Origin of the sequence: Gordonia sp. VNK21 (assembly GCF_046098115.1) — a bacterium.
GTDB lineage: Bacteria > Actinomycetota > Actinomycetes > Mycobacteriales > Mycobacteriaceae > Gordonia.
Window position 1 is genome coordinate 142459 of record NZ_JBJURU010000003.1, and the last position, 22150, is coordinate 164608.

General features: G+C 71.0%; 22 protein-coding genes. 11 read left to right on the forward strand and 11 right to left on the reverse strand.

The genetic code is table 11. The features are described from left to right. Positions 1 to 8: 8 nt before the first annotated feature. The 3 genes from ACJMNC_RS05270 to acs all read right to left on the reverse strand — a co-directional run bounded on the left by ACJMNC_RS05270 (position 9) and on the right by acs (position 3606). Entirely contained in the window at positions 9 to 965 is a 957-nt protein-coding gene (locus ACJMNC_RS05270) for an alpha/beta fold hydrolase (protein WP_408946892.1), read from the reverse strand. Positions 966 to 968: 3 nt separating this feature from the next. Beyond that, positions 969 to 1556, reverse strand: a complete 588-nt coding sequence (locus ACJMNC_RS05275; protein ID WP_408946893.1) for a phage holin family protein — start codon at positions 1554 to 1556, stop codon at positions 969 to 971. A 103-nt stretch (positions 1557 to 1659) separates the two neighbouring features. Further along, on the reverse strand, positions 1660 to 3606 hold the full coding sequence (gene acs, locus ACJMNC_RS05280; protein WP_408946894.1) for an acetate--CoA ligase: 1947 nt from the start codon (positions 3604 to 3606) through the stop codon (positions 1660 to 1662). 233 nt (positions 3607 to 3839) lie between these two features. Between acs and ACJMNC_RS05285 the strand changes: the two genes are divergently transcribed. After that, positions 3840 to 4595 carry an oxidoreductase gene (locus ACJMNC_RS05285; RefSeq protein ID WP_408946895.1) on the forward strand — a complete coding sequence of 252 codons (756 nt, stop codon included), beginning with the start codon at positions 3840 to 3842 and terminating at the stop codon, positions 4593 to 4595. A 362-nt stretch (positions 4596 to 4957) separates the two neighbouring features. Here the strand turns inward: ACJMNC_RS05285 and ACJMNC_RS05290 are convergent, their stop codons facing one another. Continuing rightward, complete coding sequence (locus ACJMNC_RS05290) at positions 4958 to 5818, reverse strand: HAD family hydrolase (RefSeq protein WP_408946896.1); 861 nt, start codon at positions 5816 to 5818, stop codon at positions 4958 to 4960. 206 nt (positions 5819 to 6024) lie between these two features. Here ACJMNC_RS05290 and ACJMNC_RS05295 point away from each other — a divergent pair, with 206 nt between their 5' ends. From ACJMNC_RS05295 to ACJMNC_RS05305, 3 genes are all read left to right on the forward strand, one after another. After that, positions 6025 to 6948 (forward strand): esterase/lipase family protein, encoded by a 924-nt coding sequence (locus ACJMNC_RS05295; RefSeq protein WP_408946897.1) that lies wholly within the window; start codon positions 6025 to 6027, stop codon positions 6946 to 6948. A gap of 71 nt (positions 6949 to 7019) precedes the next feature. Beyond that, positions 7020 to 7964, forward strand: a complete 945-nt coding sequence (locus tag ACJMNC_RS05300) for an esterase/lipase family protein (RefSeq protein ID WP_408946898.1) — start codon at positions 7020 to 7022, stop codon at positions 7962 to 7964. A 41-nt stretch (positions 7965 to 8005) separates the two neighbouring features. Then, complete coding sequence (locus ACJMNC_RS05305) at positions 8006 to 9895, forward strand: FUSC family protein (protein ID WP_408946899.1); 1890 nt, start codon at positions 8006 to 8008, stop codon at positions 9893 to 9895. A 19-nt stretch (positions 9896 to 9914) separates the two neighbouring features. Here the strand turns inward: ACJMNC_RS05305 and ACJMNC_RS05310 are convergent, their stop codons facing one another. Then, positions 9915 to 10313 (reverse strand): hypothetical protein, encoded by a 399-nt coding sequence (locus ACJMNC_RS05310; protein ID WP_408946900.1) that lies wholly within the window; start codon positions 10311 to 10313, stop codon positions 9915 to 9917. 225 nt (positions 10314 to 10538) lie between these two features. On the opposite strand from ACJMNC_RS05310, the gene ssd reads away from it, so the two are divergent. The 7 genes from ssd to ACJMNC_RS05345 all read left to right on the forward strand — a co-directional run bounded on the left by ssd (position 10539) and on the right by ACJMNC_RS05345 (position 15224). Beyond that, positions 10539 to 11597, forward strand: a complete 1059-nt coding sequence (gene ssd / locus ACJMNC_RS05315; RefSeq protein ID WP_408946901.1) for a septum site-determining protein Ssd — start codon at positions 10539 to 10541, stop codon at positions 11595 to 11597. Then, positions 11594 to 12772, forward strand: a complete 1179-nt coding sequence (locus ACJMNC_RS05320) for a TadA family conjugal transfer-associated ATPase (protein WP_408946902.1) — start codon at positions 11594 to 11596, stop codon at positions 12770 to 12772. Before ssd ends, ACJMNC_RS05320 begins: the two co-directional genes overlap by 4 nt. Then, positions 12769 to 13548, forward strand: a complete 780-nt coding sequence (locus tag ACJMNC_RS05325; RefSeq protein ID WP_408946903.1) for a type II secretion system F family protein — start codon at positions 12769 to 12771, stop codon at positions 13546 to 13548. Before ACJMNC_RS05320 ends, ACJMNC_RS05325 begins: the two co-directional genes overlap by 4 nt. Beyond that, positions 13545 to 14141, forward strand: a complete 597-nt coding sequence (locus tag ACJMNC_RS05330; protein WP_408946904.1) for a type II secretion system F family protein — start codon at positions 13545 to 13547, stop codon at positions 14139 to 14141. The genes ACJMNC_RS05325 and ACJMNC_RS05330 overlap by 4 nt, the downstream gene beginning before the upstream one ends. A gap of 69 nt (positions 14142 to 14210) precedes the next feature. Further along, the gene (locus tag ACJMNC_RS05335) at positions 14211 to 14432 is read left to right on the forward strand and encodes a DUF4244 domain-containing protein (protein ID WP_408946905.1); all 222 of its coding nucleotides are present in this window, start codon (positions 14211 to 14213) and stop codon (positions 14430 to 14432) included. Next, on the forward strand, positions 14429 to 14881 hold the full coding sequence (locus ACJMNC_RS05340; RefSeq protein ID WP_408946906.1) for a TadE family type IV pilus minor pilin: 453 nt from the start codon (positions 14429 to 14431) through the stop codon (positions 14879 to 14881). Before ACJMNC_RS05335 ends, ACJMNC_RS05340 begins: the two co-directional genes overlap by 4 nt. Next, positions 14844 to 15224: an Rv3654c family TadE-like protein gene (locus ACJMNC_RS05345; protein ID WP_408946988.1), complete on the forward strand. Its 381-nt coding sequence runs from the start codon at positions 14844 to 14846 to the stop codon at positions 15222 to 15224. Before ACJMNC_RS05340 ends, ACJMNC_RS05345 begins: the two co-directional genes overlap by 38 nt. A gap of 111 nt (positions 15225 to 15335) precedes the next feature. On the opposite strand, the gene ACJMNC_RS05350 is transcribed toward ACJMNC_RS05345, so the two are convergent. The 6 genes from ACJMNC_RS05350 to ACJMNC_RS05375 form a co-directional block, all read right to left on the reverse strand. Then, complete coding sequence (locus ACJMNC_RS05350; RefSeq protein WP_408946907.1) at positions 15336 to 16937, reverse strand: MDR family MFS transporter; 1602 nt, start codon at positions 16935 to 16937, stop codon at positions 15336 to 15338. A gap of 199 nt (positions 16938 to 17136) precedes the next feature. Beyond that, complete coding sequence (locus ACJMNC_RS05355) at positions 17137 to 18117, reverse strand: ABC transporter substrate-binding protein (RefSeq protein ID WP_408946908.1); 981 nt, start codon at positions 18115 to 18117, stop codon at positions 17137 to 17139. Between the two features lie 43 nt (positions 18118 to 18160). After that, positions 18161 to 19045, reverse strand: a complete 885-nt coding sequence (locus ACJMNC_RS05360; protein WP_408946909.1) for an ABC transporter ATP-binding protein — start codon at positions 19043 to 19045, stop codon at positions 18161 to 18163. After that, the gene (locus tag ACJMNC_RS05365; protein WP_408946910.1) at positions 19042 to 20142 is read right to left on the reverse strand and encodes a FecCD family ABC transporter permease; all 1101 of its coding nucleotides are present in this window, start codon (positions 20140 to 20142) and stop codon (positions 19042 to 19044) included. Before ACJMNC_RS05365 ends, ACJMNC_RS05360 begins: the two co-directional genes overlap by 4 nt. Continuing rightward, positions 20139 to 21188 carry a FecCD family ABC transporter permease gene (locus ACJMNC_RS05370; protein ID WP_408946911.1) on the reverse strand — a complete coding sequence of 350 codons (1050 nt, stop codon included), beginning with the start codon at positions 21186 to 21188 and terminating at the stop codon, positions 20139 to 20141. The genes ACJMNC_RS05365 and ACJMNC_RS05370 overlap by 4 nt, the downstream gene beginning before the upstream one ends. Positions 21189 to 21404: 216 nt before the next feature. Continuing rightward, positions 21405 to 22010: a TetR/AcrR family transcriptional regulator gene (locus ACJMNC_RS05375; RefSeq protein WP_408946912.1), complete on the reverse strand. Its 606-nt coding sequence runs from the start codon at positions 22008 to 22010 to the stop codon at positions 21405 to 21407. Between the last annotated feature and the right edge of the window lie 140 nt (positions 22011 to 22150).

Consider the following 22150-nt stretch of genomic DNA (forward strand, 5'->3'; position numbering starts at 1 on the left):
CGGTCCGGTCAGTGGGCGAGCAGGTCGAGCAGCCGGGCGTTGACCGCGGCCGGCTGCTCCTCGTGAACGAAGTGCCCGGCGCCGTCGATCACCCGGTAGCGCAGATCCGAGGCCCAGTGGGCGCTGTCGGCCATCAGTGAGCCGAGGATGTACTCGTCGTCCCGGCCGCGCAGGGCCAGCACCGGAATGTGCAGCCGGGCGTTCATCAGTTCCATGAAGCGGCGGCCGTCGCCGCGGAACTGGGAGCGGAACGCCCAGCGCCGATACTCCAGGCTGCAGTGCGCCACCCCCGGGATCTGCACGGCCATCCGGTTCCGGGTCAGCGCGTCGGCGAAGTCGTCGGTGCTCCGCCAGAGGGCGCCGGCCCGCTCGCGGAAGTACTCCTCGAGGTAGGCCCCGTCGTCGCGGGTGAGCCGTCGCTCACCCAGACGCGGCAGCTGGTTGTGCAGGAAGGGCGCCAGGAAGGCGGAGCGCTCTTCCGGGTTGCGCAGCACCGAGCGGCGCAGGGCCCGCGGATGCGGGGAGGAGAGCACCGCGATCCGGCGCACCGAGCGCGGATGCAGGGTGGCCGTCGCCCAGCACACCAGGCCGCCGTCGGCGTGACCGACGAGGCTCGCGTCGGTGTGGCCCAGCGCCCGGATCAGCGCGTGGGTGTCGCCGGCCAGGGTCCAGCCGTCGTAGCCGCGGGGCGGCTTGTCGGTGTCGCCGTAACCGCGCAGGTCCACGGCGACCGCGCGGTAGCCGGCCTCGGTGAGCACCTGCAGTTGATGGCGCCAGGACCACCAGAACTCGCCGAAGCCGTGCAGCAGCAGCACCAGTGGGCTGCCCACCGGCGCGGCCGGGGCGGCCTGCACGGCGTGAAAACGCAGTCCGTTGGCGCGGACGTCCAGGTGTTCCCAGGGCCCGTCGAACCGCACCAGGGTGGGATCCGGCGGGGTCGACGCGGCGAGTTCGCCGGTCGTCACACTTCAGCCCCGCTGCGGGCGGCCGACCGGTGCCTGGGCGGGCGGGATCTGGCTCGCCGGGTTCTGGGCCGGCGGGTTCTGGGCCGGCGGGATCTGCGGGTGCGCGAAGCCGCCCGCCGGCGGCTGGTCGCCGCGGTTGCCGGGCAGCACGCTCTTGACCTCGCGGACCGAGTCGATCGTCTTCTCCGGTTTCTGCAGCTTCTTGAACAGCAGATAGCCCACCAGGACCGCGGCGATCGCGATGAACAGCAGCAGCAGGAAGACGATCCCGAACGCCGCCCAGGCCGGCAGCCAGATGTCGAGCAGGAAGCCGAGGAAGACGAAGAAGAACAGGCTGGCGTACAGCAGCAGCACGCCGGCGACGATCATCAGACCGGATCCGGCGCCGGCCTTCTTCGCCTCGGTGATCAGTTCCGACTTGGCCAGCTTCACCTCGGCGCGCAACAGCGTCGAGACGTTGGCACTGGCATCCTTGACGAGGTTGCCGATCGTCGGCTGGCCGCCCGCACCGAGGTTGGCATCCGCCATCGGGATCGACGGGACGCGCGGACCCGACGGCTGGTTGGGCCAGGTGTCCTGATTGCCGCTCACGAAATCTCCCTTGGGTCGATTGTGGTGCCCCTCATGTTGCCATGCCGGTTTCACCGGTCGCAGCGGACCATCGGCCGGAGGGAGATTTCTTCGGGCAAAGCTCTCAACCGCGGCGGGCCCGGATGGCTTCGAAGACCGACGGATCCACCAGGGTGGAGGTGTCGCCGAGTTCGCGTCCTTCGGCGACGTCCTTGAGCAGCCGGCGCATGATCTTGCCCGACCGGGTCTTGGGCAGTTCGGGCACCACGTTGATCTCCCGCGGTTTGGCGATCGGCGAGATGTCGACCGCCACCTGGTCGCGCAGCGCCTTGATCAGTTCCTCGCCGGTGTCGGCGGCGCCCTCCATCAGGATGACGAAGGCGACGATGCCCTGGCCGGTGGTCTCGTCGGCGGCGCCGATCACCGCGGCCTCGGCCACCGCGCTGTGACTGACCAGCGCCGACTCCACTTCGGCGGTGGAGATGCGGTGACCGGAGACGTTCATGACGTCGTCGACCCGGCCCAGCACCCACAGGGCGCCGTCCTCGTCGTAGCGGGCGCCGTCGCCGGCGAAGTACCAGCCCTGTTCGGCGAAGCGCGACCAGTAGGTGTCCTTGAACCGCTGTTCGTCGCCCCAGATGCCGCGGAGCATGCCCGGCCACGGCTGGTCGAGCACCAGGTAGCCCTGTTCGCCGTCGGCCACCGGCACCCCGTTGTCGTCGACGACGTTGGCGCTGATGCCCGGCAGCGGGCGCATGGCCGAGCCGGGCTTGCAGGCGGTGACGCCGGGCAGCGGGGAGACCATGATGCCGCCGGTCTCGGTCTGCCACCAGGTGTCGACGATCGGGCAGCGTCCGCCGCCGATCACCTCGTGGTACCAGCGCCAGGCCTCCGGGTTGATCGGCTCGCCGACGCTGCCGAGCAGCCGCAGCGAGGACAGGTCGTGGGCGGCCGGGATCTCCCGTCCCCACTTCATGAAGGTGCGGATCAGGGTTGGCGCGATGTAGTAGGTGGTGACGCCGTACTTCTCGATCACCTGGAAGTGCCGGTGCTCGTCGGGCGAGTTGGGGGTGCCCTCGTAGATCACCTCGGTGGCGCCGTTCGAGAGCGGGCCGTACACCAGGTAGGAGTGGCCGGTGACCCAGCCGATGTCGGCGCCGCACCAGAAGACGTCGCGCCCCTCCTTGTGGTCGAAGACGTTGTGGAAGGTGTACGAGGCCTGGGTGAGGTAGCCGCCCGAGGTGTGCACGATGCCTTTGGGCTTGCCGGTGGTGCCGGAGGTGTAGAGCAGAAACAGCGGGTGCTCGGCGTCGAAGGCCTCCGGCTGGTGCTCGGGCGAGGCCTCGCCGACGGTGTCCTCCCACCACACGTCGCGGCCGTCCACCCACGGCAGTTCCGGGTCGTGATTGGTGCGGCGCACCACGATCACCTTCTCCACCGAGGGGGCGGCGTCGGCGCCGCTGCCGAGGGCCTCGTCGACCTGGGCCTTGAGCGGCGCGGGCGCCCCGCGCCGGTACTGGCCGTCGGTGGTGATGACCACCTTGGCCTCGGCGTCGTCCACGCGCGAGCGCAGCGCGGCCGACGAGAAGCCGGCGAAGACCACCGAGTGGGTCAGGCCCAGCCGGGCGCAGGCCAGCATCGAGATGATGGCCTCGGGAACCATCGGCATGTAGATGGCCACCCGATCGCCGGCCTGCAGCCCGATCCCGGCCAGGTAGTTGGCGGCGCGGCTCACCTCGTCCTTGAGCTGGCTGTAGGTGATGTCGCGGTGGTCGTCGATCGGCTCGCCCACCCAGTGGATGGCCACCCGGTCGCCCTTGCCTGCGGTGACGTGCCGGTCGACGCAGTTGACGGCCACGTTCAGCTTGCCGTCGGCGAACCAGCTGGCGAACGGCGCGTTGGACCAGTCGAGGACCTGGGTGAACGGGGTGTCCCAGTCCAGGCGCCGGGCCTGCTCGGCCCAGAACTCCTGCGGATCGGCCTCGGCCCGTTCGTACATCGCCGCCGTCGCGTTGGCCTGTGCGGCGAAGTCGGCGGAGGGCGGGAAGACCGTCTGGGCATTCGAGGACATCGTGTCGACCTTTCGGTGTCGGTTGTTCGGCTGTGGGGTTCGGGTGCCATCTCAATCTGCCGGTCCGGCGCCACATCTCCCTGTATCTGTGAGCGTAATCACTCAGGGATGTCAGTGTGCAGGCCGCGGGGTTGCCGCAGGGATGCACGCGACGAACGGTCGGTGCCGCGCGGCCGGTGGCGGGCGGGAAGGCCTGCCGGTGGCGGCCGAGGCCGGACTCGTACGCTGGAACGGTGACTGCTGATCCGTTGAGTCCCCTGGCCGACCTGCCCGGCGTGGCGCCGGCCGCCGAGGCGGCCCGCGAGGCGCTCGGCGCGGTGCATCGGCATCGGGTCAACCTGCGCGGCTGGGACAAGACCTCCCGGGAGGCGTCCTGGCGCGGCGGCCGGTCGTCGGCCGCGATGGAGGGCGCCACCACCGAGCTCAATCGCGAGCACGAGTTCGACGATCCGGTGATGGCCGGGGCGATCCGGGTGGCGCAGGCGCTGGACCCGGATTCGCTGGACCGGGAGGTGGCGGTGTTCCGGCGGGCGCCGGCGCAGTCGCTGGCGCGGCTGCACACGCTGGCGGCCGCCGACCTGGTCGACGATCCGGCGCTGCTCGGCCGTCCACGCGACGAACCGCACATCGGTCCGCGGCTCGAGGCGCTGGTGCAGCTGGTGGTCGCGCCGTCGTCGGTGCCGGCGCCCGTGCTGGCCGCGGTGGTGCACGGCGAACTGCTGACGCTGGCGCCGTTCACGGAGGGCAACGGGGTGGTGGCGCGGGGCGCGTCGCGGCTGGTCTCGGCGGCCACCGGACTCGATCCGCATCTCCTCGGGGTGCCGGAGGTGAACTGGCTGCGGCGGCTGGGGGAGTACCGGGAGGCGTCGGCCCTGTTCGGCACCGGCGATCCGGGGGCGCTGGCCGCCTGGATCGTGCTCTGCTGCGAGGCGATGGAAGCCGGTGCGGCCGAGGCGATGTCGATCGCGGAGGCGGCCCGGCCGAGCTGACTCACCGGCCGGACGCCGGTGCGGCCGGCTGCCGGGGTGCAGACATATATGCGGGCGGCGCCCGATCGGTGACGATCAGGGCTGCCGCCCGCAAGCACGGACGCAAGTTACCAAGCGTGCAAGGTGGGTTGTGGGTACCGCCTCGGCGACCGGATCCGGAAACGGAACCGATATCGCAGGCGCACAACGCTTTTTGCCAATGCGGCGAGCTCCGCGTGGGTACTAGCCGCCCGTGCTGGGAGTCGTGCCTCCGGGAGTTCGACCCTTCTCCTCCGGGTGGAACCTGGCCTTCGGTGACTCCGTACCTACTTTATATACCGTGATGAACATCACATCAAGGGGTTCGCGCAAACTGGCGGAGGTCAAGCCGCGGCCGGGCGGGGAAGGTGACGGTGGGCGGCGCCGTAGGCGATGAGGGCGGCGGCCACGGCGCCGACGCCGGCCGCACACCAGGCGGCCTTCGCCGGGCGCAGCCACTCGAGATGCGGTGCGGGATTGGGGAAGTCGAAGATCTCCCAGCCCTGGTCCTGGGCCGCAGCGCGCAGCGACTTGTCCGGGTTGACCACCGCCGGGTGCCCGACGGCGGAGAGCATCGGCAGGTCGGTGGACGAGTCCGAGTAGGCGTAGCAGCTCTCGAGGTCGTAGCCGTATTCGGCGGCCAGCTCGCGGACGATGTGCGCCTTCTCCTCGCCGTAGCAGTAGAACTCGATCTCGCCCGAGTAGTGGCCGTCGACCACCTCCATGACCGTCGCCCGGACCGCGTCCACGCCGAGCAGCTCGCCGATGGGTTCGACCATCTCCATGCCGGAGGCGGAGATCAGCACCACGTCGTGGCCGGCGGCCTGGTGGCCGGCGATCAGGTCGGCGGCCTCGGCGAAGATCACCGGGCGGACGGCTTCGTCGAGGGTTTCCGAGACGATGGCGCGGACGGTGCCGGCGTGCCAGCCGGTGCACATGTCGGTGACGTGCTTGCGGAGCTTCGCCACGTGATCGGGACCGGCCGAGGTGAGCAGGAGCTGGAGCTGAACGATGGCCGAGCGCAGCATTCCGCGCTTGGTGAGCAGGCCGCCGTCGTAGAAGTGGCGGGTGAAAATGAGCGTGCTCGAGCGCGCTATGACCGTCTTGTCCAGATCGAAGAAGGCTGCGATGCGGTGGGGTGACGTCGTGGCCACACAACTGACATTACTGCGTTCCGGATCGTCGGGCGAGGGTGTTGGAAACATCCGGAAACAGAGCGGAATTCGGCATTAGTTTGAGTTGCAATTGTCGCTCGCGCGCGTGTACCTTCGGGTTATCCGGCATTCGTGCTGGATGTGTGTTCAGCCCGACCCCCCGGGGCTGAACGCTGATGACCCCGGCCTCCTCCCCCCTGGCCGGGGTCATCGCCATTTCCGGGCATGAGGTCGGCCGTGGTGCTAACACTGATCTCGTGCAGTTCACGGGCTGGGGCAGACGACGGCGGGGCTGGCGCCGCCCCGCGGTGCGGGTGACGACGCTGCTGGTAGCCGCCCTGACGGTGGCGGCAGCCGGTGCCGGGCCGGTCGCCGCGGCCCCGCCGGATTCGCTCGTCGAGCCCCGCGGATTCTTCTCCGGCATCCCCTATGAGCTCGCGCATCCGGGCGGCAGCCTGCCGGGCACCAACGACTGGGCGTGCCGGCCCACCCCCGCCCATCCCCGGCCGGTGATTCTGGTGCACGGGCAGGGCGGTGGCCGGGTCACCAACTGGGGTGCCTACGGGGCGGTGCTGGCCAACCGCGGTTACTGCGTCTATGCGCTGACCTACGGTGCCGTCGACGGGCGGTGGCCGCTGTCGGCGCTGGGCGGGCTCGGCGAGATCCCGGGCAGCGCCGAACAGTTCGGCGACTTCCTCGATGCGGTGCTCGCCGCCACCGGGGCGGACTCGGCCGACGTCGTCGGACATTCACGGGGCACCTATGTGCCGGTCTATCACCTCAAGACGGCCGGCCGCCCGCAGCGGATCTCCACCCTGGTGGCGCTCGCACCGCTGTGGAACGGCAGCCAGACCGATCCGCCGCGGACCGGGATGCGGCCGGGCGGCGACGTGCACGAGGTGGTGTGGCGGGGCGGCAGCCCGTACCTGCCCGGGGTGACCCACGTGAACATCTCCACCCGCTACGACGAGATCGTGGTGCCCTACACCAGCGGCCAGGTGCCCGGCCGGCGCGGTGAGGACGTGACCAACATCGTCGTCCAGGACCACTGCCCCCAGGATTACAGCGACCACCTGGCGATCGCCGGGTCGCGTCGCACCGTCCTGATGGTGCTCAACGCACTCGATCCGGCGCATCCCGTGACGGTGCCCTGCGAGCCGGTTCCGCCGTTTTCCGGCTGACCGGCCGTGCGGCGCCGGGACGGTGCCTACACTCACAAGCCACAGCAACTGCTTGGTCAGGAGGCCGGGGGATGATCCGTCGAATGCTGGTGCCGGCGATGGCCGCACTGTTGACCGTGTGCGGGATGTTCGCCGCCGGGCCTGCTGCCGCGGCACCGCAGCAGCGGCTGCCGGAGAACTACAACTTCTTCGCCGGGATCCCGCCGGAGCTGGCGAATCCGGGCGGTGATCTGCCCGGCACCAACGACTTCGGCTGCACCCCGAGCGCCGCGCACCCGCGGCCGGTGGTGCTGGTGCACGGCACCGGCGGTTCGCGCACCACCAATTGGGGCGCCTACGCGCCGATGCTCGCCAACCGCGGGTACTGCGTCTATGCGCTCACCTACGGTGCCGTCCCCAACCTGCCGTGGCCGGTCACCGCGATCGGCGGCATGACCCGGATCGAGCGCAGCGCCGGCCAGCTCGACCGGTTCGTCGACCGGGTTCTGCGGGCCACCGGTGCCCAGACCGTCGACCTGGTGGGGCATTCGCAGGGCACGTACATGCCGTCGTACTACCTGAAGTACCTCGGCGGCGCGGACAAGGTCACCAACTACGTCTCGCTGGCGCCGCTGTGGCGCGGCACCGGGAACATCGCTCCGGAGGCGAAGTACTTCGGCCAGTTCTTCGACCGGGTGCCGCTGCCGGTGTGCGAGGCGTGCGGCCAGATGATGCCCGGCTCGGCGATGAACGAGAAGATCTGGCGCGGCGGCAGCCCGTACGTCAAGGGCGTCACCTACACCAACATCTCCACCCGCTACGACGAACTGGTGCTGCCGTACACCAGCGGCCAGGTTCCCGGCCGGCGCGGCGAGGACGTCACCAACATCGTCATGCAGGACACCTGCGCGCAGGACTACAGTGATCATCTGGCGATCGCCGGCTCGCGCCGCGCCGCATACACCGTTCTCAACGCGCTCGACCCCGCGCATCCGGTGACGGTGCCGTGCGAGTTCGTGCCGCCGTTCACCGGCTGATCGGCGCTCCCGCCCGGCCTGGACGAGAGAGGAACTGCGCCGTGACCGGCGACCCCGCCCACCCGTCGATCACCACCGATGCCCGGCCGGCATCCTGGCTGGCCGAGAACTTCCAGATCGCCCCGGCACCGCTGCCGGTGGGACATTCGATCCGGGCGGGTCTGAGTGTGGGAGTGCCGTTCGTCGTCGGCGCGGCCACCGGCCACATCCTGACCGGCATGTGGATCGGGTTGGCGACGCTCCTGCTGGCCGCCGGTGAACGGGAGGGCTCCTACCGGCTCAACTTCTGGATCATCGCGGTCTCCACGCCGATCGCCGCCTGCGGCTATCTGCTGGGTTTCGCGGCGGACTTTCCGCTGCCGGCGCTGATCGCGCTGATGGCGGCGGTGGCCTTCCTCGCCGGGGTGATCGCCGGCTTCGGCCCGGCGTTCTCCGTCGCCGGCATGCAGCTGCTGCTGGTGGCGGCGATCGCCATCGGCGTCCCGGACATCGACTGGTGGACCCCGCTGTGGCTGTACCTGGTGGGCGGCGCCGGATACGCGGTGCTGCTGGCGATCGAGATGCTGATCGATCCGCGCCGGCCGCAAAGGATCGTGGTCGTCGGGCTGCTCGAGGCGCTGGCCGGGCTGGCCGGGGCCCGTGCCGAGGGGCCGGCAGACGGCGGCGAGCGCACCGAGCAGGCCCGGCAGCGGGTGACGGCGGCGATGCGGGCCGCCGCCGGCCGGGTCAGCGAGCTGCCGGTGTGGCGGACGGGTTCGGCCGGCGATTGGGTCCTCGACGAGTCGGTGGTGACCGCGGCCGGCCGGGTACGGGCCTTCCTGCTGGCGGCGTCGAAGCCGGATCTGATTGCCGCGCAGCGGGATCTGTCCGGCCTGCGGGAGGCGGTGCAGGCCGGTGGCGCACTGCCCGCGACCGCGGGAGGGTCGCCGCTCGGTGATGCGGTGACCGGCCTGCGCAGCGCCCTCGGGAAGCGCCGGCGCCGCGGAGTTCCGGCCGAGCCGTTGATCACCCCGGTGATCGGCAGCGAGGTGCTGCTGGCGGCCTGCCGGCTGGCGCTCTGCTACGGCATCGCGGTCGGCGCCAAGGAGTACTTCCCGTACAGCCACTGGTTCTGGGTGCCGTTGACCGTCTGTCTGGTGATGAAGCCCGACTTCGGTTCGGTCTTCTCCCGGGCGGTGCTGCGGGTGGTCGGCACCGTGGTCGGGGCGGCGCTGGCGACGGCGGTGATCGCGTTGGTGCCCAAGGGCATCGGGATCGGCATCGCGATCGGGGTGCTGTCGGCGTGCGTCCCCTGGTTCATGATGCGCTCCTATGCGTTGCAGGCCGTCGCGATCGCCCCGGTGGTGATCCTGCTGGTCGACGAGATCACGCCGGGCGATCACTCGGCGAACTACTCCTGGCAGCGGATCTTCGCCACCCTGGTCGGCGGCGCGGTGGTGATCGTCTTCGGCTATCTACTCTGGCCGCATTCGAGGCGGGCGTGGGTGGCGCAGACCTTCGCCGTCGCGATGTCGGCCGTCGCCGCGCAGCTGCGGCTGGCCGCGAGTCCGATCCCCGAGGACCGGGAGGCGCGGGACCGGCGGCACGACCAGCTGGTGGCCGCCCGCCGGGACGCCTACCGGGCGCTCTCGGATCTGCAGGTGCGGATGACCCGGGCCCAGGCCGAGCCGCCGCCGGCGTCGACGGTTGCGCGGGCGTGGCTGCCGGTGGCCTCGGCGACCGGGCGGCTGGCCGACACCGTCAGCGGCTACGCGGCGGCCCGGCGGTCCGGATCCCTGCCTCCCGATCCGGAGGACGCCGGACCGCTCGCCGACCGGATCGAGGCGCTCGGCCGCGGCGCGGCGCAGGTCCCGGTCGAGGCCGGCCCGACCCGGCTCGAACCGATCGCCGTCGACGCCGACCGGGTGCGCGCGCTGCTCGCACAGGAATGAGCGGCCTGCGCCCGGCTGGTCAGTAGCAGGCGGCGGAACTGTAGAAGCTGTTCTCGTCGTTGGACTTCGCGACCACCCGGCCGTTGCGCCAGATGGTGCACGAGACGCTGCCACCGTTCTCGGCGGTGACCCAGACGCTGGCGTAGCTGCCGTACTCGTCCCGGACCGTGTAGTCGTAGAAACCGCAGCGAGCGCCGTTCTTCTGTCGCTTGAAGTAGATGTTCCGCTGCGTCGAGGTGTTGCCGTAGGCGTTGGTGTACTCGATGTCGACGACGGTGTCGGCGCACATCCGGTACCGGACCCGGTCGTTCTGGTCCAGGCCGACCGCCTGGGCCGACGGGGCGAGGACGGTCAGAGTGGCGCCGACGGCGGCGAGGGCGCTGCCCAGTGCCGCTGCGCGGCGGGTGCTGGCGTGCATGGTGATCAGTTCTCCATTCAGTTCGATCAGTGGGTGCAGTAGTCGTATCAGCGCCCTCGGACATCGAGGATCCGCAGGTCGTATCGGTTAATCCGTTTGGGGGACAAGGGATTTCTGGGGGGATGGACGACGGTCGCGGACCGGTTGGGGATAACCGGGAAGTGCGGGTGCTCCCTGTGGACAACGCGCTGGTGCCCGGCCCGGCCGGCGCGCACGCTGTGGGACATGGGGGATGGGTTGCTGGTGCTGACCGGGCCGGAACGGTTCGACGACGTCGCTCGCTGCGGTGCGGCGGCCGGGTACGCCATCGTGCGCGGGCACCCGGCCGACTGCCGGCGGGACTGGCTGCGGGCTGCGGCGGTGGTGGTCGACGGCGGCGCTCTGAACGAGCTCGGCCGTCGCGAGGCTCCGCAACGCGACGGGGTGCTGCTGGTCGGTGGCGCCGACGACGATCCCGCCGCCTGGCGTGCCGGTCTGCTGGCAGGCGCGCGGGGCGGATATGTGCTCCCTGACGAGGAGGCGGCGCTGGTGGCCGCACTGTCGGCGCTGCGCCGGCCCAGCCGGCACGCGGCGGGCACCATCGCCGTCGTCGGCGGGCACGGCGGTGCCGGGGTGAGTACCCTGGCCGCGGCGATCGCCCTGGCCGCGAGCCGCGAGCGGCAGCCGGCCCTGCTGCTCGATGTGGAGCCGGGTGGCGCCGGACTGGATCTGCTGCTCGGCGCCGAACAACGGTCCGGGTTGCGCTGGAATGCGGTCACCGGGCAGACCGGCAGCATCGGCGGTGCAGCGCTGGCCGCCGCGCTGCCGGCGGCGGCTCCGGGCGTCGGGGTGCTCACCCGGGCCCGCGACGACGGTGCGCCGCTGCCTGAGGAGACCGTGCTGGCCGCGCTCGATGCGGGCCGGACCAACGGCGACCTGGTGATCGCCGACGTCGGCCGGGGTACCGGGGGCGCGGCTGCGGCGGTCCTCGAATCGGTGGAGTTGCTGCTGATCGTGTGCATGGCCACGGTGCCCGCGGTCTCGGCCACCCGCAAGCTCGTCGCCCGGCTGCCCGAGGGTCCGCGGACGGTGCTGGTGGTCCGCGGCCCTGCGCCGGGCGGGCTGACCGCGGCGGACGTGGCTGCGGCGATCGGAGTGGAGCTGCTGGCCGGCCTGCGCAGCGAGGGCTGGCTGCCGCGGTGCTGCGAAGCCGGCGGGCTGCGGTACCGTCGGCGCTCGGCGCTGCATGCGGCCGCGCACAGCGCACTCACGCTGGCCCGTCGTTCGGGGCGGGTGCCGGCATGAACGCCTCGGCGAACGTCGACCCTGGCCTGCTCGAGAAGGTGCGGGCGCGGCTGGCCGCCGACGCCGGGACTCCCGACGCGCAGACCATCGCCGCCGCGGTCCGGGCCGAGGCCGGAGGCCTGCTCTCCGACACCGACCTGCTGGCGGCCCTGCGCTACCTGCAGACCGAGATGGTCGGTGCCGGAGCGCTCGAGCCGCTGCTCGCCGAGCCGGCCGTCACCGACATCCTGGTGACCGGACCCGACCGGGTGTGGGTGGACCGCGGCGCAGGACCGGTCCGTGCCGCCGTCTCCTTCGACGACGAGGCCGCCGTGCGGCGGCTGGCGGTGCGCCTGGCGCTCGGCGCCGGACGCCGGCTCGACGACGCGCAGCCCTGGGTGGACGGCCGGCTGCACGGTCTGGGCCGGCACGGCTACGGGGTGCGGCTTCATGCCGTCATTCCGCCGCTGGCGGCCGACGGCACCTGTATCTCGCTGCGGGTACTGCGCAGCGCCGCACAGGACTTCGGCTCCCTGGTGGCGGCCGGCAGCATTCCCGGAGCGCTCGCCCCTGTGCTGAGTGAGATGATCGCGCGCCGCCTGGCGTTCCTGGTGATCGGGGGCACCGGCGCCGGAAAGACCACCCTCCTCAATGCCCTGCTCGGAGAGGTGGACGCGTGGGAGCGGGTGCTGTGCGTGGAGGACGCCCCGGAGCTCGCCCCGGCCCACCCGCACGTGGTGCGGCTGATCGCCCGGGCCGCGAATGTCGAAGGGGCAGGCGAGGTTCCGGTCCGAGCTCTGGTCCGGCAGGCGTTGCGGATGCGGCCGGACCGGATCGTCGTCGGCGAGGTGCGCGGCCCCGAGGTGATCGACCTGCTCACTGCTCTGAACACCGGGCACGAGGGCTGCGCCGGAACGCTGCACGCCAATTCGGTGACCGAGGTGCCGGCGCGGATGGAGGCGCTGGCGGCCCTGGGCGGCATGGGCCGCAGTGCGCTGCACAGTCAGCTGGCCGCCGCCCTGCGATTGATCGTCGGAGTCGCCAGGCTGCCCGGCGGCGGGCGGGGCGTGAGCGAGCTCGGCGTGGTCCGCGCCGGTACCGACGGATTGGTGCGGGTCGTCCCGGTGTGGCGCCGCGGCACAGGACCGGACCGGTTGAGCGTCGACCAGATCCTGGCGGCGGAGTCCGGGCGATGAGCGCCGTCTTGTGCCTGCTGGGGACCGCACTGCTGGTGTGGCCGTCGACGGCCGCCACGGAACGGCTGCGCGCTCTGGCCGGCACGGAGACCCGGCCGCGGCGATGGTCGCCTGCCGGACGGCTGCCGGTACTCGGGGCCGCACCGGTACTCGCACTGCTGGTCGGCGTCGGTCCGGCCGTGGCAGCGGGTCTGCTGGCGGCGACCCTCGCCCACCGCGGTGCCGGGCGACGACGCCGCACCGCCTCGGCCCGCGACGACGACGATCTGCGGCGGGCGCTGACCGTGATGAGCGCCGACATGCGCGCCGGTGCGCCGATGGTGCACGCCTGCCGCTCGGCCGCCGACGAGCTCGGCCCGTCCGGCGGCATCGGTGCGGCTTTGCGGACCATGGCCGCCGAACTGGAACTCGGCGGGTCACTCGAGGCCGACCCGGATCGGCACCCCGGCCTGCAGCGTCTGGTCCGGGCGTGGACCATCTCATCGCAGGCCGGCCTGCCCATGGTCGCACTGCTCGACGAACTGCGCACAGATCTGGTGGCGCGCAGTGACTTCCGCTCCCGGACACAGGCGAGCCTGGCCGGTCCGCGGGCCACGGCGGCTGTGCTGGCCGGACTGCCGGTCCTCGGCATCGGGCTGGGGCAGTTGATGGGTGCGGCCCCGCTGCGGGTTCTGATCGACTCGCCGGTCGGCTCGGTGCTGCTGGTGATCGGCGCGGGCCTGGTCTGCGCCGGTCTACTCTGGTCCGAGGCGATCACCGGCTCGGTGCTGCGATGATTCCGTCCGCCGTCCCCGTCGCCCTCGTCGCAGTCGCCGTTGCCGCACTGCTGTGGCCTGCGCCGGGGCGGCTGCTGCTGCGGGTGGTCGAGCCGCCGGCGCGCAACCGCGAGCCGAGATGGCTGCGGCCCCGCGCCCGCGTCGACCCGTTCGACGTCGCGGCCGGTTACGACCTGTTCGCGGTGTGCCTGCAGGCCGGACTGCCGGTGCCGGACGCGGCGCTGGTGACGGCACCGCACTGCCCGGCCGGGCTCGGGACGCCGCTGCGCCGCGCGGGCGATTTGCTGGCACTGGGCGCCGACCCGGTGCGGGCCTGGACTGTGGCCGCACAGGAGCACACCGATCGCGGCTTCTCCGAACTGGCTGCACTGGCCCGGCGGGCCGCCGCCTCCGGCTCGGGACTGGCCGACGCCGTTGCCGCACTGGCCCGCGCCACCAGGGAACGGGCCGAGAACCAGGCGACCGAACGGGCCGAGCGTGCGGGCGTGAAGATCAGCGGACCGCTGGGACTGTGCTTTCTGCCGGCCTTCGTCGTCCTCGGGATCGTGCCCGTCGTGATCGGTCTGGCCGGTGGAATGCTGCACCAGCTGTGACCGGTGAGGAGGCCGCCAGACCACACGAGTGGAAGAAGAACAGTGGAACAGAAAGTCAGGGGGAAAGTCATGCAGGACAAGAGATTCACCGTATTCGGCGGAACGTGGACTCCGGCCGGATGGGAACGGTTGCGCACGGACGAGTCAGGAATGAGCACTGCCGAATACGCCATCGGGACGATCGCGGCGGCCGCGTTCGGCGCCATCCTCTACACCGTGGTCAGCGGCGACAACGTGGTCAGTGCGCTGACCGGGATCATCGCCAAGGCCCTGAGCACCTCGGTGGGATGAGGTTCTCGTGGCGGCGACGGCTGTGGGCGGAGCAGACCGGGATGGTGACGGTCGAGGCCGCGTATGCGCTGGCGGCGATCGCGGCCTTTCTCGTCGTCGCCGTCGAGGTGGTGGCCGGAGTGGCCGCGTACATCCGGTGCACCGATGCGGCGCGTGAAGTGGCCCGGCTGGCCGCCGCCGGCGACGACGGCGCCGGCTCGGTGGGCGCGCAGCTCGCGCCGTCGGGGGCGCGGATCGAGATCAGCAGCGGCGGCGAGCGGGTCACCGTGGTGGTGTCGGCGTCGTTGCCGCTGTTGCCGATGGCCTCCGTCTCGGCCACGAGCATCGCGGCCCGGGAACCCGACGGCGGTGACCTCGGAGGTGGCGGCCTCGAGGCCGGGGACCTCGGGGCCGGGGACGGGGAAGGAGGGGATCGGGTCGAGGCTCCGGAGACCGGGGTGGCCGGCTGACCAGAACGGTTACGCCACGATCACCGCCGCAGCGGTGATCGTGGCCCTGGCCGCGCTGCTGATCGCGGTGGTCGTCGTCGGCGCGGCGGTCCTGGCCCGGCATCGGGCCGCCGCGGCGGCCGATCTGGGTGCGCTGGCCGGGGCCGCGGCGGCCGCCGGCGGGGACGGTGATCCGTGTGCGGCGGCCCGCACCATCGTGATCGCCCAGCCCGGCGCTGCGCGGCTGCAGGACTGCGAGGTGCTCGGCCGGGACGTGCGGATCCGGGTGAGTGTGCCGGTGCGGCTCGGTCAGTGGGGTGTGCGGGAGGCACACGCCCGTGCCCGGGCCGGGCCGGCCGGGTGAGGGCACAGGCCTGAGGCGCCGATCAGGACCTTCGAGCAGGTGGTGGACGACCTCCTGACGGCGGCGCTACGGGGCCGGCGGGTAGCTCTGAACGTGCACGTGAGCCGGCGATCACCCGGAGGCGAGCGACTCCCCGCGCGCCTGCAGGCCCGCCTGGGTGGAGAGTGCCTTGTCGCGCAGGAACAGCGACAGCACGAAGCCGACGGCGGCCACCGGCACCAGATACCAGAAGGTCGGTGCCATCGCGTCGACGTAAGCGTTCACCACGTCGGTGTGCAGCGGCTCGGGCAGATCCTTGACCATCGACGGCGTGAGGTCGTTGGCATGCATGTGCTCCGGCAGAGTGCCCTTCGGGATCCGGTCCATCACCGAGTCCAGATTGCCGATCAGCCGGCTGGTGAAGACCGTGCCGAACACCGAGGTACCCACCGCGGCGCCGATCTCCCGCAGGAAGTTGTTGGTCGACGTCGCCGTGCCGACCTCGGACGGGTCGACGGCGTTCTGCACGGCGATGACGATCGTCTGGATCACCAGACCCATGCCGAAGCCGAGGACGAAGATCATCGCCCCGAACAGCACCATCGACATGCTGCCGGTGATGAAGGTGAGCCAGACGATGGCCCCGGTGGCCACCGCCATACCGATCATCGGATAGAGGCGGTAGCGGCCGGTCTTGCTGATCAGCAGACCCGAACCGATGCTGGTGATCATCATGCCGGCCATCATCGGCAGCATCAGCAGACCGGAGTCGGTGGGGCCGACCCCGCGGGCCATCTGCAGGAACGTCGGAAGATAGGACAGGGCCGCGAACATCGCGATGCCCAGCAGCAGGGCGACCGACACCGATACGGAGAACACCGGATCGCGGAACAGGCGCAGCGGGATCAGCGGCTCGTCGACCCGCGTCTCCCACCAGACGAACAAGGCGAAGGCCACCACCGTGCCCACCAGCACCAGGATCAGCCACGGGCTGGACCAGTCGTACTTACGGGTGGGGCTGACGGTGGACCAGCTGCTGAGCAGCACGATGCCCGAAGTGGTGAGCGTCAGCAGGACGGTGCCGAGGAAGTCGAAGCGTTTGGTGCTCGACTGGGACGGCAGCTTGAGCGTGAAGAAGGCGACGATCAGGGCGATCGCAGCGATCGGCACGTTCAGCCAGAAGCACCAGCGCCAGCCGGGGCCTTCGGTGAACCAGCCGCCGAGCAGCGGTCCGACCACCGCGGCGATGCCGAAGATCGCGCCCATCGGCCCCAGGTACTTGCCGCGGTCCCGGGCCGAGACGATGTCGGCGATGATCGCCTGCGAGAGGATCACCAGGCCGCCGGCGCCGAGACCCTGGAAACTGCGGGCGGTCACCAGCATCTCGAACGACGTCGACAGCGCCGAACCGAGCGAGCCGAGCAGGAAGATGGTGATCGAGACCAGGAACGGCCAGCGGCGGCCGAAGAGATCGCCGATCTTGCCGTAGATCGGCATGACGATCGCGATAGCCAGCAGATACGCGGTGACGATCCAGCCCTCGTCGGCCACCGCTCCCAGATCGCCGACGATCGTCGGCAGTGCGGTGCTCACCACGGACTGGTCCAGCGAGGACAGGAACATCGCGGCCACCAGCGCCGCGAAGATCACGTAGACGACCCGCTTGTCGAGGGCTACGGGGGCCTGATCGTCGGCCGGATCGGTGGCCGGCGCGACCGGAGAAGAACTGCTCACATCCGCACCATAACGCGACCTATGGCGGGCGCGAGCGCACGGCTCTTCCGGTGTCACAGACCGACCGGGGCCGGGCGCGATCAGGGCGGTTTTGCCGCAGAGTCACCCACTAGAATGTGTTCCTTCGCACTCGGGCGAGCGCCCGGGCCGGTCCCGCCGGATGACGGGGCCGCACCCGGGTGCCTCTGAAGAACGGTGGTCAGCGGTTCGCGGCCGCCGCCAGCTGCGGGGCCACCCGGTCGAGGGCGAAGCCCAGCGAGACCGGGGTGCCCGCGGAGAGGGCCTGCACCGTCGGATCGGTGTCGGGCAGCCGCACGGCGCGGTCGTCGCGGACCACCGACAGCGAGTTCAGCCGCTGATCGTTCTCCAGATCCGAGAACGGCAGCCCGATCGTCGACAGCAGCGCCACCTGGGCGTTCAGGTCGCCGACCCGCTCGACCGGGACATTGGCGAAGAAACCCGAGCTCTGCAGCGAGAGGATCGGCGGATTCTGCGTGAAGCCCAGCTCGGCGAAGACGTCGAAGCGGGCGTCACCGGCCAGGTAGGCGCCGTAGGCGGTGCCGAACTTGACCCCGTAGACGAAGGTCTTGCCGTCGAACTGCGGGTTGGCGGACTTGATCCGGGCGATCGTCCCGTCGGTGTCGGAGATCAGCGCGTCGGCCGCCTCGCTCTTGCCCAGCGCCTTACCGATGAGCTGGGTCTGCACCCGCCAGTTCACCGCGAAATCACCGCTGCCGGCCGGAGCGGCCACCACCGGTGCGATCTGCCGGAGCCGGTCGGTGACCTTGGTATCGCTGGACCCGCGCACATTGAGGATCAGATCCGGATTCAGCTCCTCGATCTGCTGGTAATTGAAGTCGCCCTGGCTCGCCGCCGAGATCAGCGTCGGCGAATCGTCGCCGAACTTGGCGGCATCCCATTCGCCGACGCCCTTGGTGGCCTCGCCCAGACCCATCCAGTCGTAGATCGCGACCGGTTTGACGCCCAGCTCCAGAGCGATGGCGCCGTCGGACCAGCCGAGCGCCACCACCCGCGCATCGTCGCCGACCTCGAAGCCGGGGGAGGCCGACGGATCCGAGTACACGGGGTGCTCGGAGGAATCGGAGTTCACGCAGGCGGTCAGCGCCAGCAGGACGGCGGCCAGCGCGGCCAGCAGGGCGGTCAGGCGACGGAGCTTCATGAGACTTCCTTCAACGACGGGACGATCGGACGGGAGAGCGGGGTCATTCGGGTTCTCCGGCACGGAGATTGGCGGTGTCGCCGGGCAGATCGCCCAGACTCACCGGGTCCACGGCCAGCGGCACCACCATCGGGGTGCCGGTCTCCGGGTCGGGCACCACGCGCGAGCGCACCCCGAAGACGCGTTCGACGAGGCCCTCGGTGAGGATCTCGGCCGGCGAGCCGGTCGCCAGGATCTCGCCGCTGCGCATGGCGATCATGTGGCTGGCGAACCGGGCCGCCTGATTCAGGTCGTGCAGCACCGCCACCAGCGTGGTGCCCTGGGCGTTCAGATCGGCGCACAGACTGAGCACCTCGAGCTGGTGGGCCAGATCCAGATAGGTGGTCGGCTCGTCGAGCAGCAGGATGGGGGTCTCCTGGGCCAGCGCCATCGCGATCCACACCCGCTGGCGCTGACCGCCGGAGAGCGCCTCCACCGGCCGCGTCGACAGATCGGTGAGCCGGGTGACGTCCAGGGCGCGGTCCACCGCGCGCTGATCGTCGTCGGTCCACTGCTGGAACATCTTCTGGTACGGGAACCGGCCGCGGGAGACCAGATCGATCACCGTGATGCCCTCCGGTGCGATGGACTGCTGAGGCAGCAGACCCAGCTCGCGGGCGAACTCCTTGCCTTTGAAGTCACGCACGGACCGGCCGTCGAGCAGGACGTCTCCGTGCTCGGGCGCCAGTAGCCGCGACAGCGCCCGCAGCAGGGTCGACTTGCCGCAGGCGTTGGGGCCGACGATCACCGTGAACGAGCCGTCGGGGATCAGGACGTCCAGGTCGGCGATGATGGTCCGCTGGCCGTAGCCCACGCGCAGACCCGAGCCGGTCAGGCGTGCGGCGGTCTCGGCCGGCCGGTCGCCGGCGACGGGATCCGTGGCGGTCATGGGCGGGCCTTCCGGGATTGGGCGAGCAACAGGAACAACAGGTAGGCGCCGCCGAGGGCGGTGGTCACCACCCCCACCGGCAGCTGGGTGGTCGGCGCCAGCAGGGTGCGGGCGATGGCATCGCTGGAGACCAGCAGTGCCGCTCCGACCGCCGCCGAGGTGACCAGCGGGATACCGGCGCTCGGGGTGAGCCGGGCTGCGAGCTGCGGGGCGACCAGTGCGACGAAGGCGATCGGGCCGGCGATCGAGGTGGTGGCCGCGGCGAAGCCGACCCCGATCACCAGCAGGATCAGCTGGGTGCGTTCGGTGTCGACGCCCTTGCTCTGCGCCGAATCCGGGCCCAGCTCGAACATCCGCATCCGCGGGGCGAAGGTGACCATCGCCGGAATGAGCACGGCCAGGGTGATCCACACCGGGATGGTGTCGGCCATGGTGATGTTGCGCAGATTGCCCATGCCCCAGGCCGCGGCGACCGCCGCGTTCTGCTGGTTGGCGTTGGCGATCAGATAGCCGTTGAACGAGACGAGCATGGCCGAGATGCCGATGCCGACGATGATGAAGCGGTAGTTGCCGGTGCCCCCGCGCATGCCCAGCAGATACACCGCCATGCCCGTCACCAGACAGCCGATCAGCGAGCCGATGGTGGCACCGCCGCTGCCGAAACCGAAGACCAGCATGGCGATCAGCGCGCCGGTGTTGGCGCCGGTGGTGAAGCCGATGATGTCGGGACTGCCCAGCGGATTGCGGGTCATGGTCTGGAAGATCGCCCCGGACAGTGCCAGCGAGATGCCGCCGAGGACAGCGGTGCGTACCGCGGGCAGGGCATGCGCCACCCGGTCGGCGGGGGCGCCGCCGATCTGCCCGGTGAGCACCTGCAGGGTTTCGGCGAAGCCCAGATTCGGTGAGCTGGTGGTGCTCACGCCCAGGGAGACCACTGCGATCGCCGCCGTCGCGATGACCAGCAGCACCGTCACCGTGGTGGCGACGATGTCGATGCGCACGCTCAACGGGCCCAGCCGCAGGAAGCGGATGCGGCCCGGCCAGCGGGCCGGGCGCGGTGCGCCGGCCCCGATCCCGGAGGTGGCGCCCGCGGTCACAGCTGCGCTCCCGTCTCCCGGCGGGCCAGCCAGATCAGCAGCGGCGCACCGAGAAAGGCGGTCACCATGCCCACCGGCAGCTCACTGCTGGTGGCCACCCGGGCGATCAGATCCGAGCCGACCATCACGATCGGGCCCACGCACATGCTCACCGGGATCACCCACCGGTTGTCCGGGCCGACGAACATCCGCACCGCATGCGGGACCATCAGGCCGACGAAGGTGATCGGCCCGATCGCGGCGGTCGCCGCACCGCACAGCACCGTCAGCGAGACGAAACCGGCTGTGCGCACCGTGCCGACCGGCACGCCGAGAGCGGCAGCGCGGTCGTCGCCGAGGGCGAGCGCGTTGAGATAGCCGACCAGCGCGAGGGCCAGCACCAGGCCTACCAGTACCGGGATCCAGGCCAGTTTCAGTTGGTCCCAGCCGCGGCCGTCGAGCGTGCCGATGAGCAGGCCGCGGATCGCGTCGAACGACTTCGGGTGGATCATGGTCAGTGCGAAGGCGGTGCCGGAGAGGATCGAGGCCACCGCGACGCCGGTCAGCACCAGCTTGGCCGGGCTGGCCCCGCCCAGGCCGCGTGAGCCGACGAAGTAGACCAGCACCGCGGCGCCGAACGCCCCGGCCAGCGCCCACCAGGTGTAGTCCGCGCCGGCCGCGCCGAAGGCCACCGAGCCCAGCACCATCGCGAAGTAGGCGCCCGCGTTCACGCCCAGGATGCCGGGATCGGCGAGCGGGTTGCGGGTGATGCCCTGCATCACCGCGCCGGCTACCCCGAGGGCGACGCCGACCAGGGCCGCGAGCAGGGTGCGCGGGATCCGGTCGTTGCGGATGATGGTGACCGTCGTCGGATCGCCGTTGCCCCACAAGGCGTTCCAGGCCTGCGAGATGGTGAAGTCGCCACTGCCGATGAACAGCCCGAGCAGCAGCAGAAGCACCAGGACGGCGAGCAGCCCGAAGGTCACCGCGCTGCGCGTGACGCCACCGCGGCGTTGCGGTGACGCGGGCGCGGTCGACGGCCCAGGTGCGTTCAGGGTTCCGGTCACGGAAGTCCTCACCAGTTGCAGCTGAAATCAGTGAGGCAAGCCTAGCCTCGGCGGACCGTGATTGTCCCGCGTTGAGCGGGGTGTGCCGAGGCTGGGTCTCCTCGGCCTGGGCCGATGGATCAGCGCATGCTCTATATGACAGAGCGTAATTTGCGACGGTGCGGTCATCCCCGTCGACGGCGGTGTGACCGCCGTGGGTTGAGCCCGCCGCTGGGGTCAGTGATCGATCCAGCGGGTGAGGTCTCCCATCAGAATCGACACGAAGTGGTCGACGATCGTGTCGAGGCTCATGTCCGGCCGGGTGAGCCACCAGTGGCCCAGGCGTTCCCCGACTCCCGAGACGGCGTGCGCCGTCGCCTCGATACGCTCGCCGGGTGCGGCCGGCGCCGAGCGGCGCAGCAGATCGGCGATCACCTCGATGTGCTCGAAGCGCAGGGCGGTCAGCTCCTTCTGATGCTCGCCGGTGAGCACCGATGCGCTGGTGAACAGCATGAGCCAGCGGTCCGTGTTGTGGGTGATCGACGAGAAGTAGAACTCGGCGCCGGCCCGCAACTGGTCGACGGCGGGGGCGTCGGGATCGATCGTCTGCAGTAGTGCAGCGTTGTAGACCTCGTAGTTCCGCCGGATGCAGGCGATGTAGGCGCCCTCTTTGGTGGTGAAGTGGTTGTAGACGACCGGGCGCGTGACGTCGGCGGCGCGCGCGATGTCCTCCATCGAGACCAGCGCATAGGCGCGTTCGATGAAGAGCTTCTCCGCCACGTCCAGCAGCTGGCGGTGACGCTCGTCGTAGGACATGCGCCGTCGGGGCGACGCTGAACTCATGGCGCGCGACCTTCCTGTCAGGCGGACGGGGCGGTGGGATTCCCCTGCTGAGTCTGACCGAGAGCCTGCCGGATCCGCTACCTCGATCGGGCGCTGGGTCCGAGGCAGAGCGTGGCGTTGGCGAGCACGAGTGGGTGCCG

Coding starts and splice junctions, on each gene's coding strand:
- ACJMNC_RS05355 (WP_408946908.1), bottom strand. CDS start 18,117: ATGAAGCTCCGTCGCCTGACCGCCCTGCTGGCCGCGCTGGCCGCCGTC.
- ACJMNC_RS05325 (WP_408946903.1), top strand. CDS start 12,769: ATGAGCGCCGTCTTGTGCCTGCTGGGGACCGCACTGCTGGTGTGGCCG.
- acs (WP_408946894.1), bottom strand. CDS start 3,606: ATGTCCTCGAATGCCCAGACGGTCTTCCCGCCCTCCGCCGACTTCGCC.
- ACJMNC_RS05310 (WP_408946900.1), bottom strand. CDS start 10,313: ATGCACGCCAGCACCCGCCGCGCAGCGGCACTGGGCAGCGCCCTCGCC.
- ACJMNC_RS05300 (WP_408946898.1), top strand. CDS start 7,020: ATGATCCGTCGAATGCTGGTGCCGGCGATGGCCGCACTGTTGACCGTG.
- ACJMNC_RS05320 (WP_408946902.1), top strand. CDS start 11,594: ATGAACGCCTCGGCGAACGTCGACCCTGGCCTGCTCGAGAAGGTGCGG.
- ACJMNC_RS05330 (WP_408946904.1), top strand. CDS start 13,545: ATGATTCCGTCCGCCGTCCCCGTCGCCCTCGTCGCAGTCGCCGTTGCC.
- ACJMNC_RS05335 (WP_408946905.1), top strand. CDS start 14,211: ATGCAGGACAAGAGATTCACCGTATTCGGCGGAACGTGGACTCCGGCC.
- ACJMNC_RS05290 (WP_408946896.1), bottom strand. CDS start 5,818: ATGTTTCCAACACCCTCGCCCGACGATCCGGAACGCAGTAATGTCAGT.
- ACJMNC_RS05340 (WP_408946906.1), top strand. CDS start 14,429: ATGAGGTTCTCGTGGCGGCGACGGCTGTGGGCGGAGCAGACCGGGATG.
- ACJMNC_RS05360 (WP_408946909.1), bottom strand. CDS start 19,045: ATGACCGCCACGGATCCCGTCGCCGGCGACCGGCCGGCCGAGACCGCC.
- ACJMNC_RS05375 (WP_408946912.1), bottom strand. CDS start 22,010: ATGAGTTCAGCGTCGCCCCGACGGCGCATGTCCTACGACGAGCGTCAC.
- ssd (WP_408946901.1), top strand. CDS start 10,539: ATGGGGGATGGGTTGCTGGTGCTGACCGGGCCGGAACGGTTCGACGAC.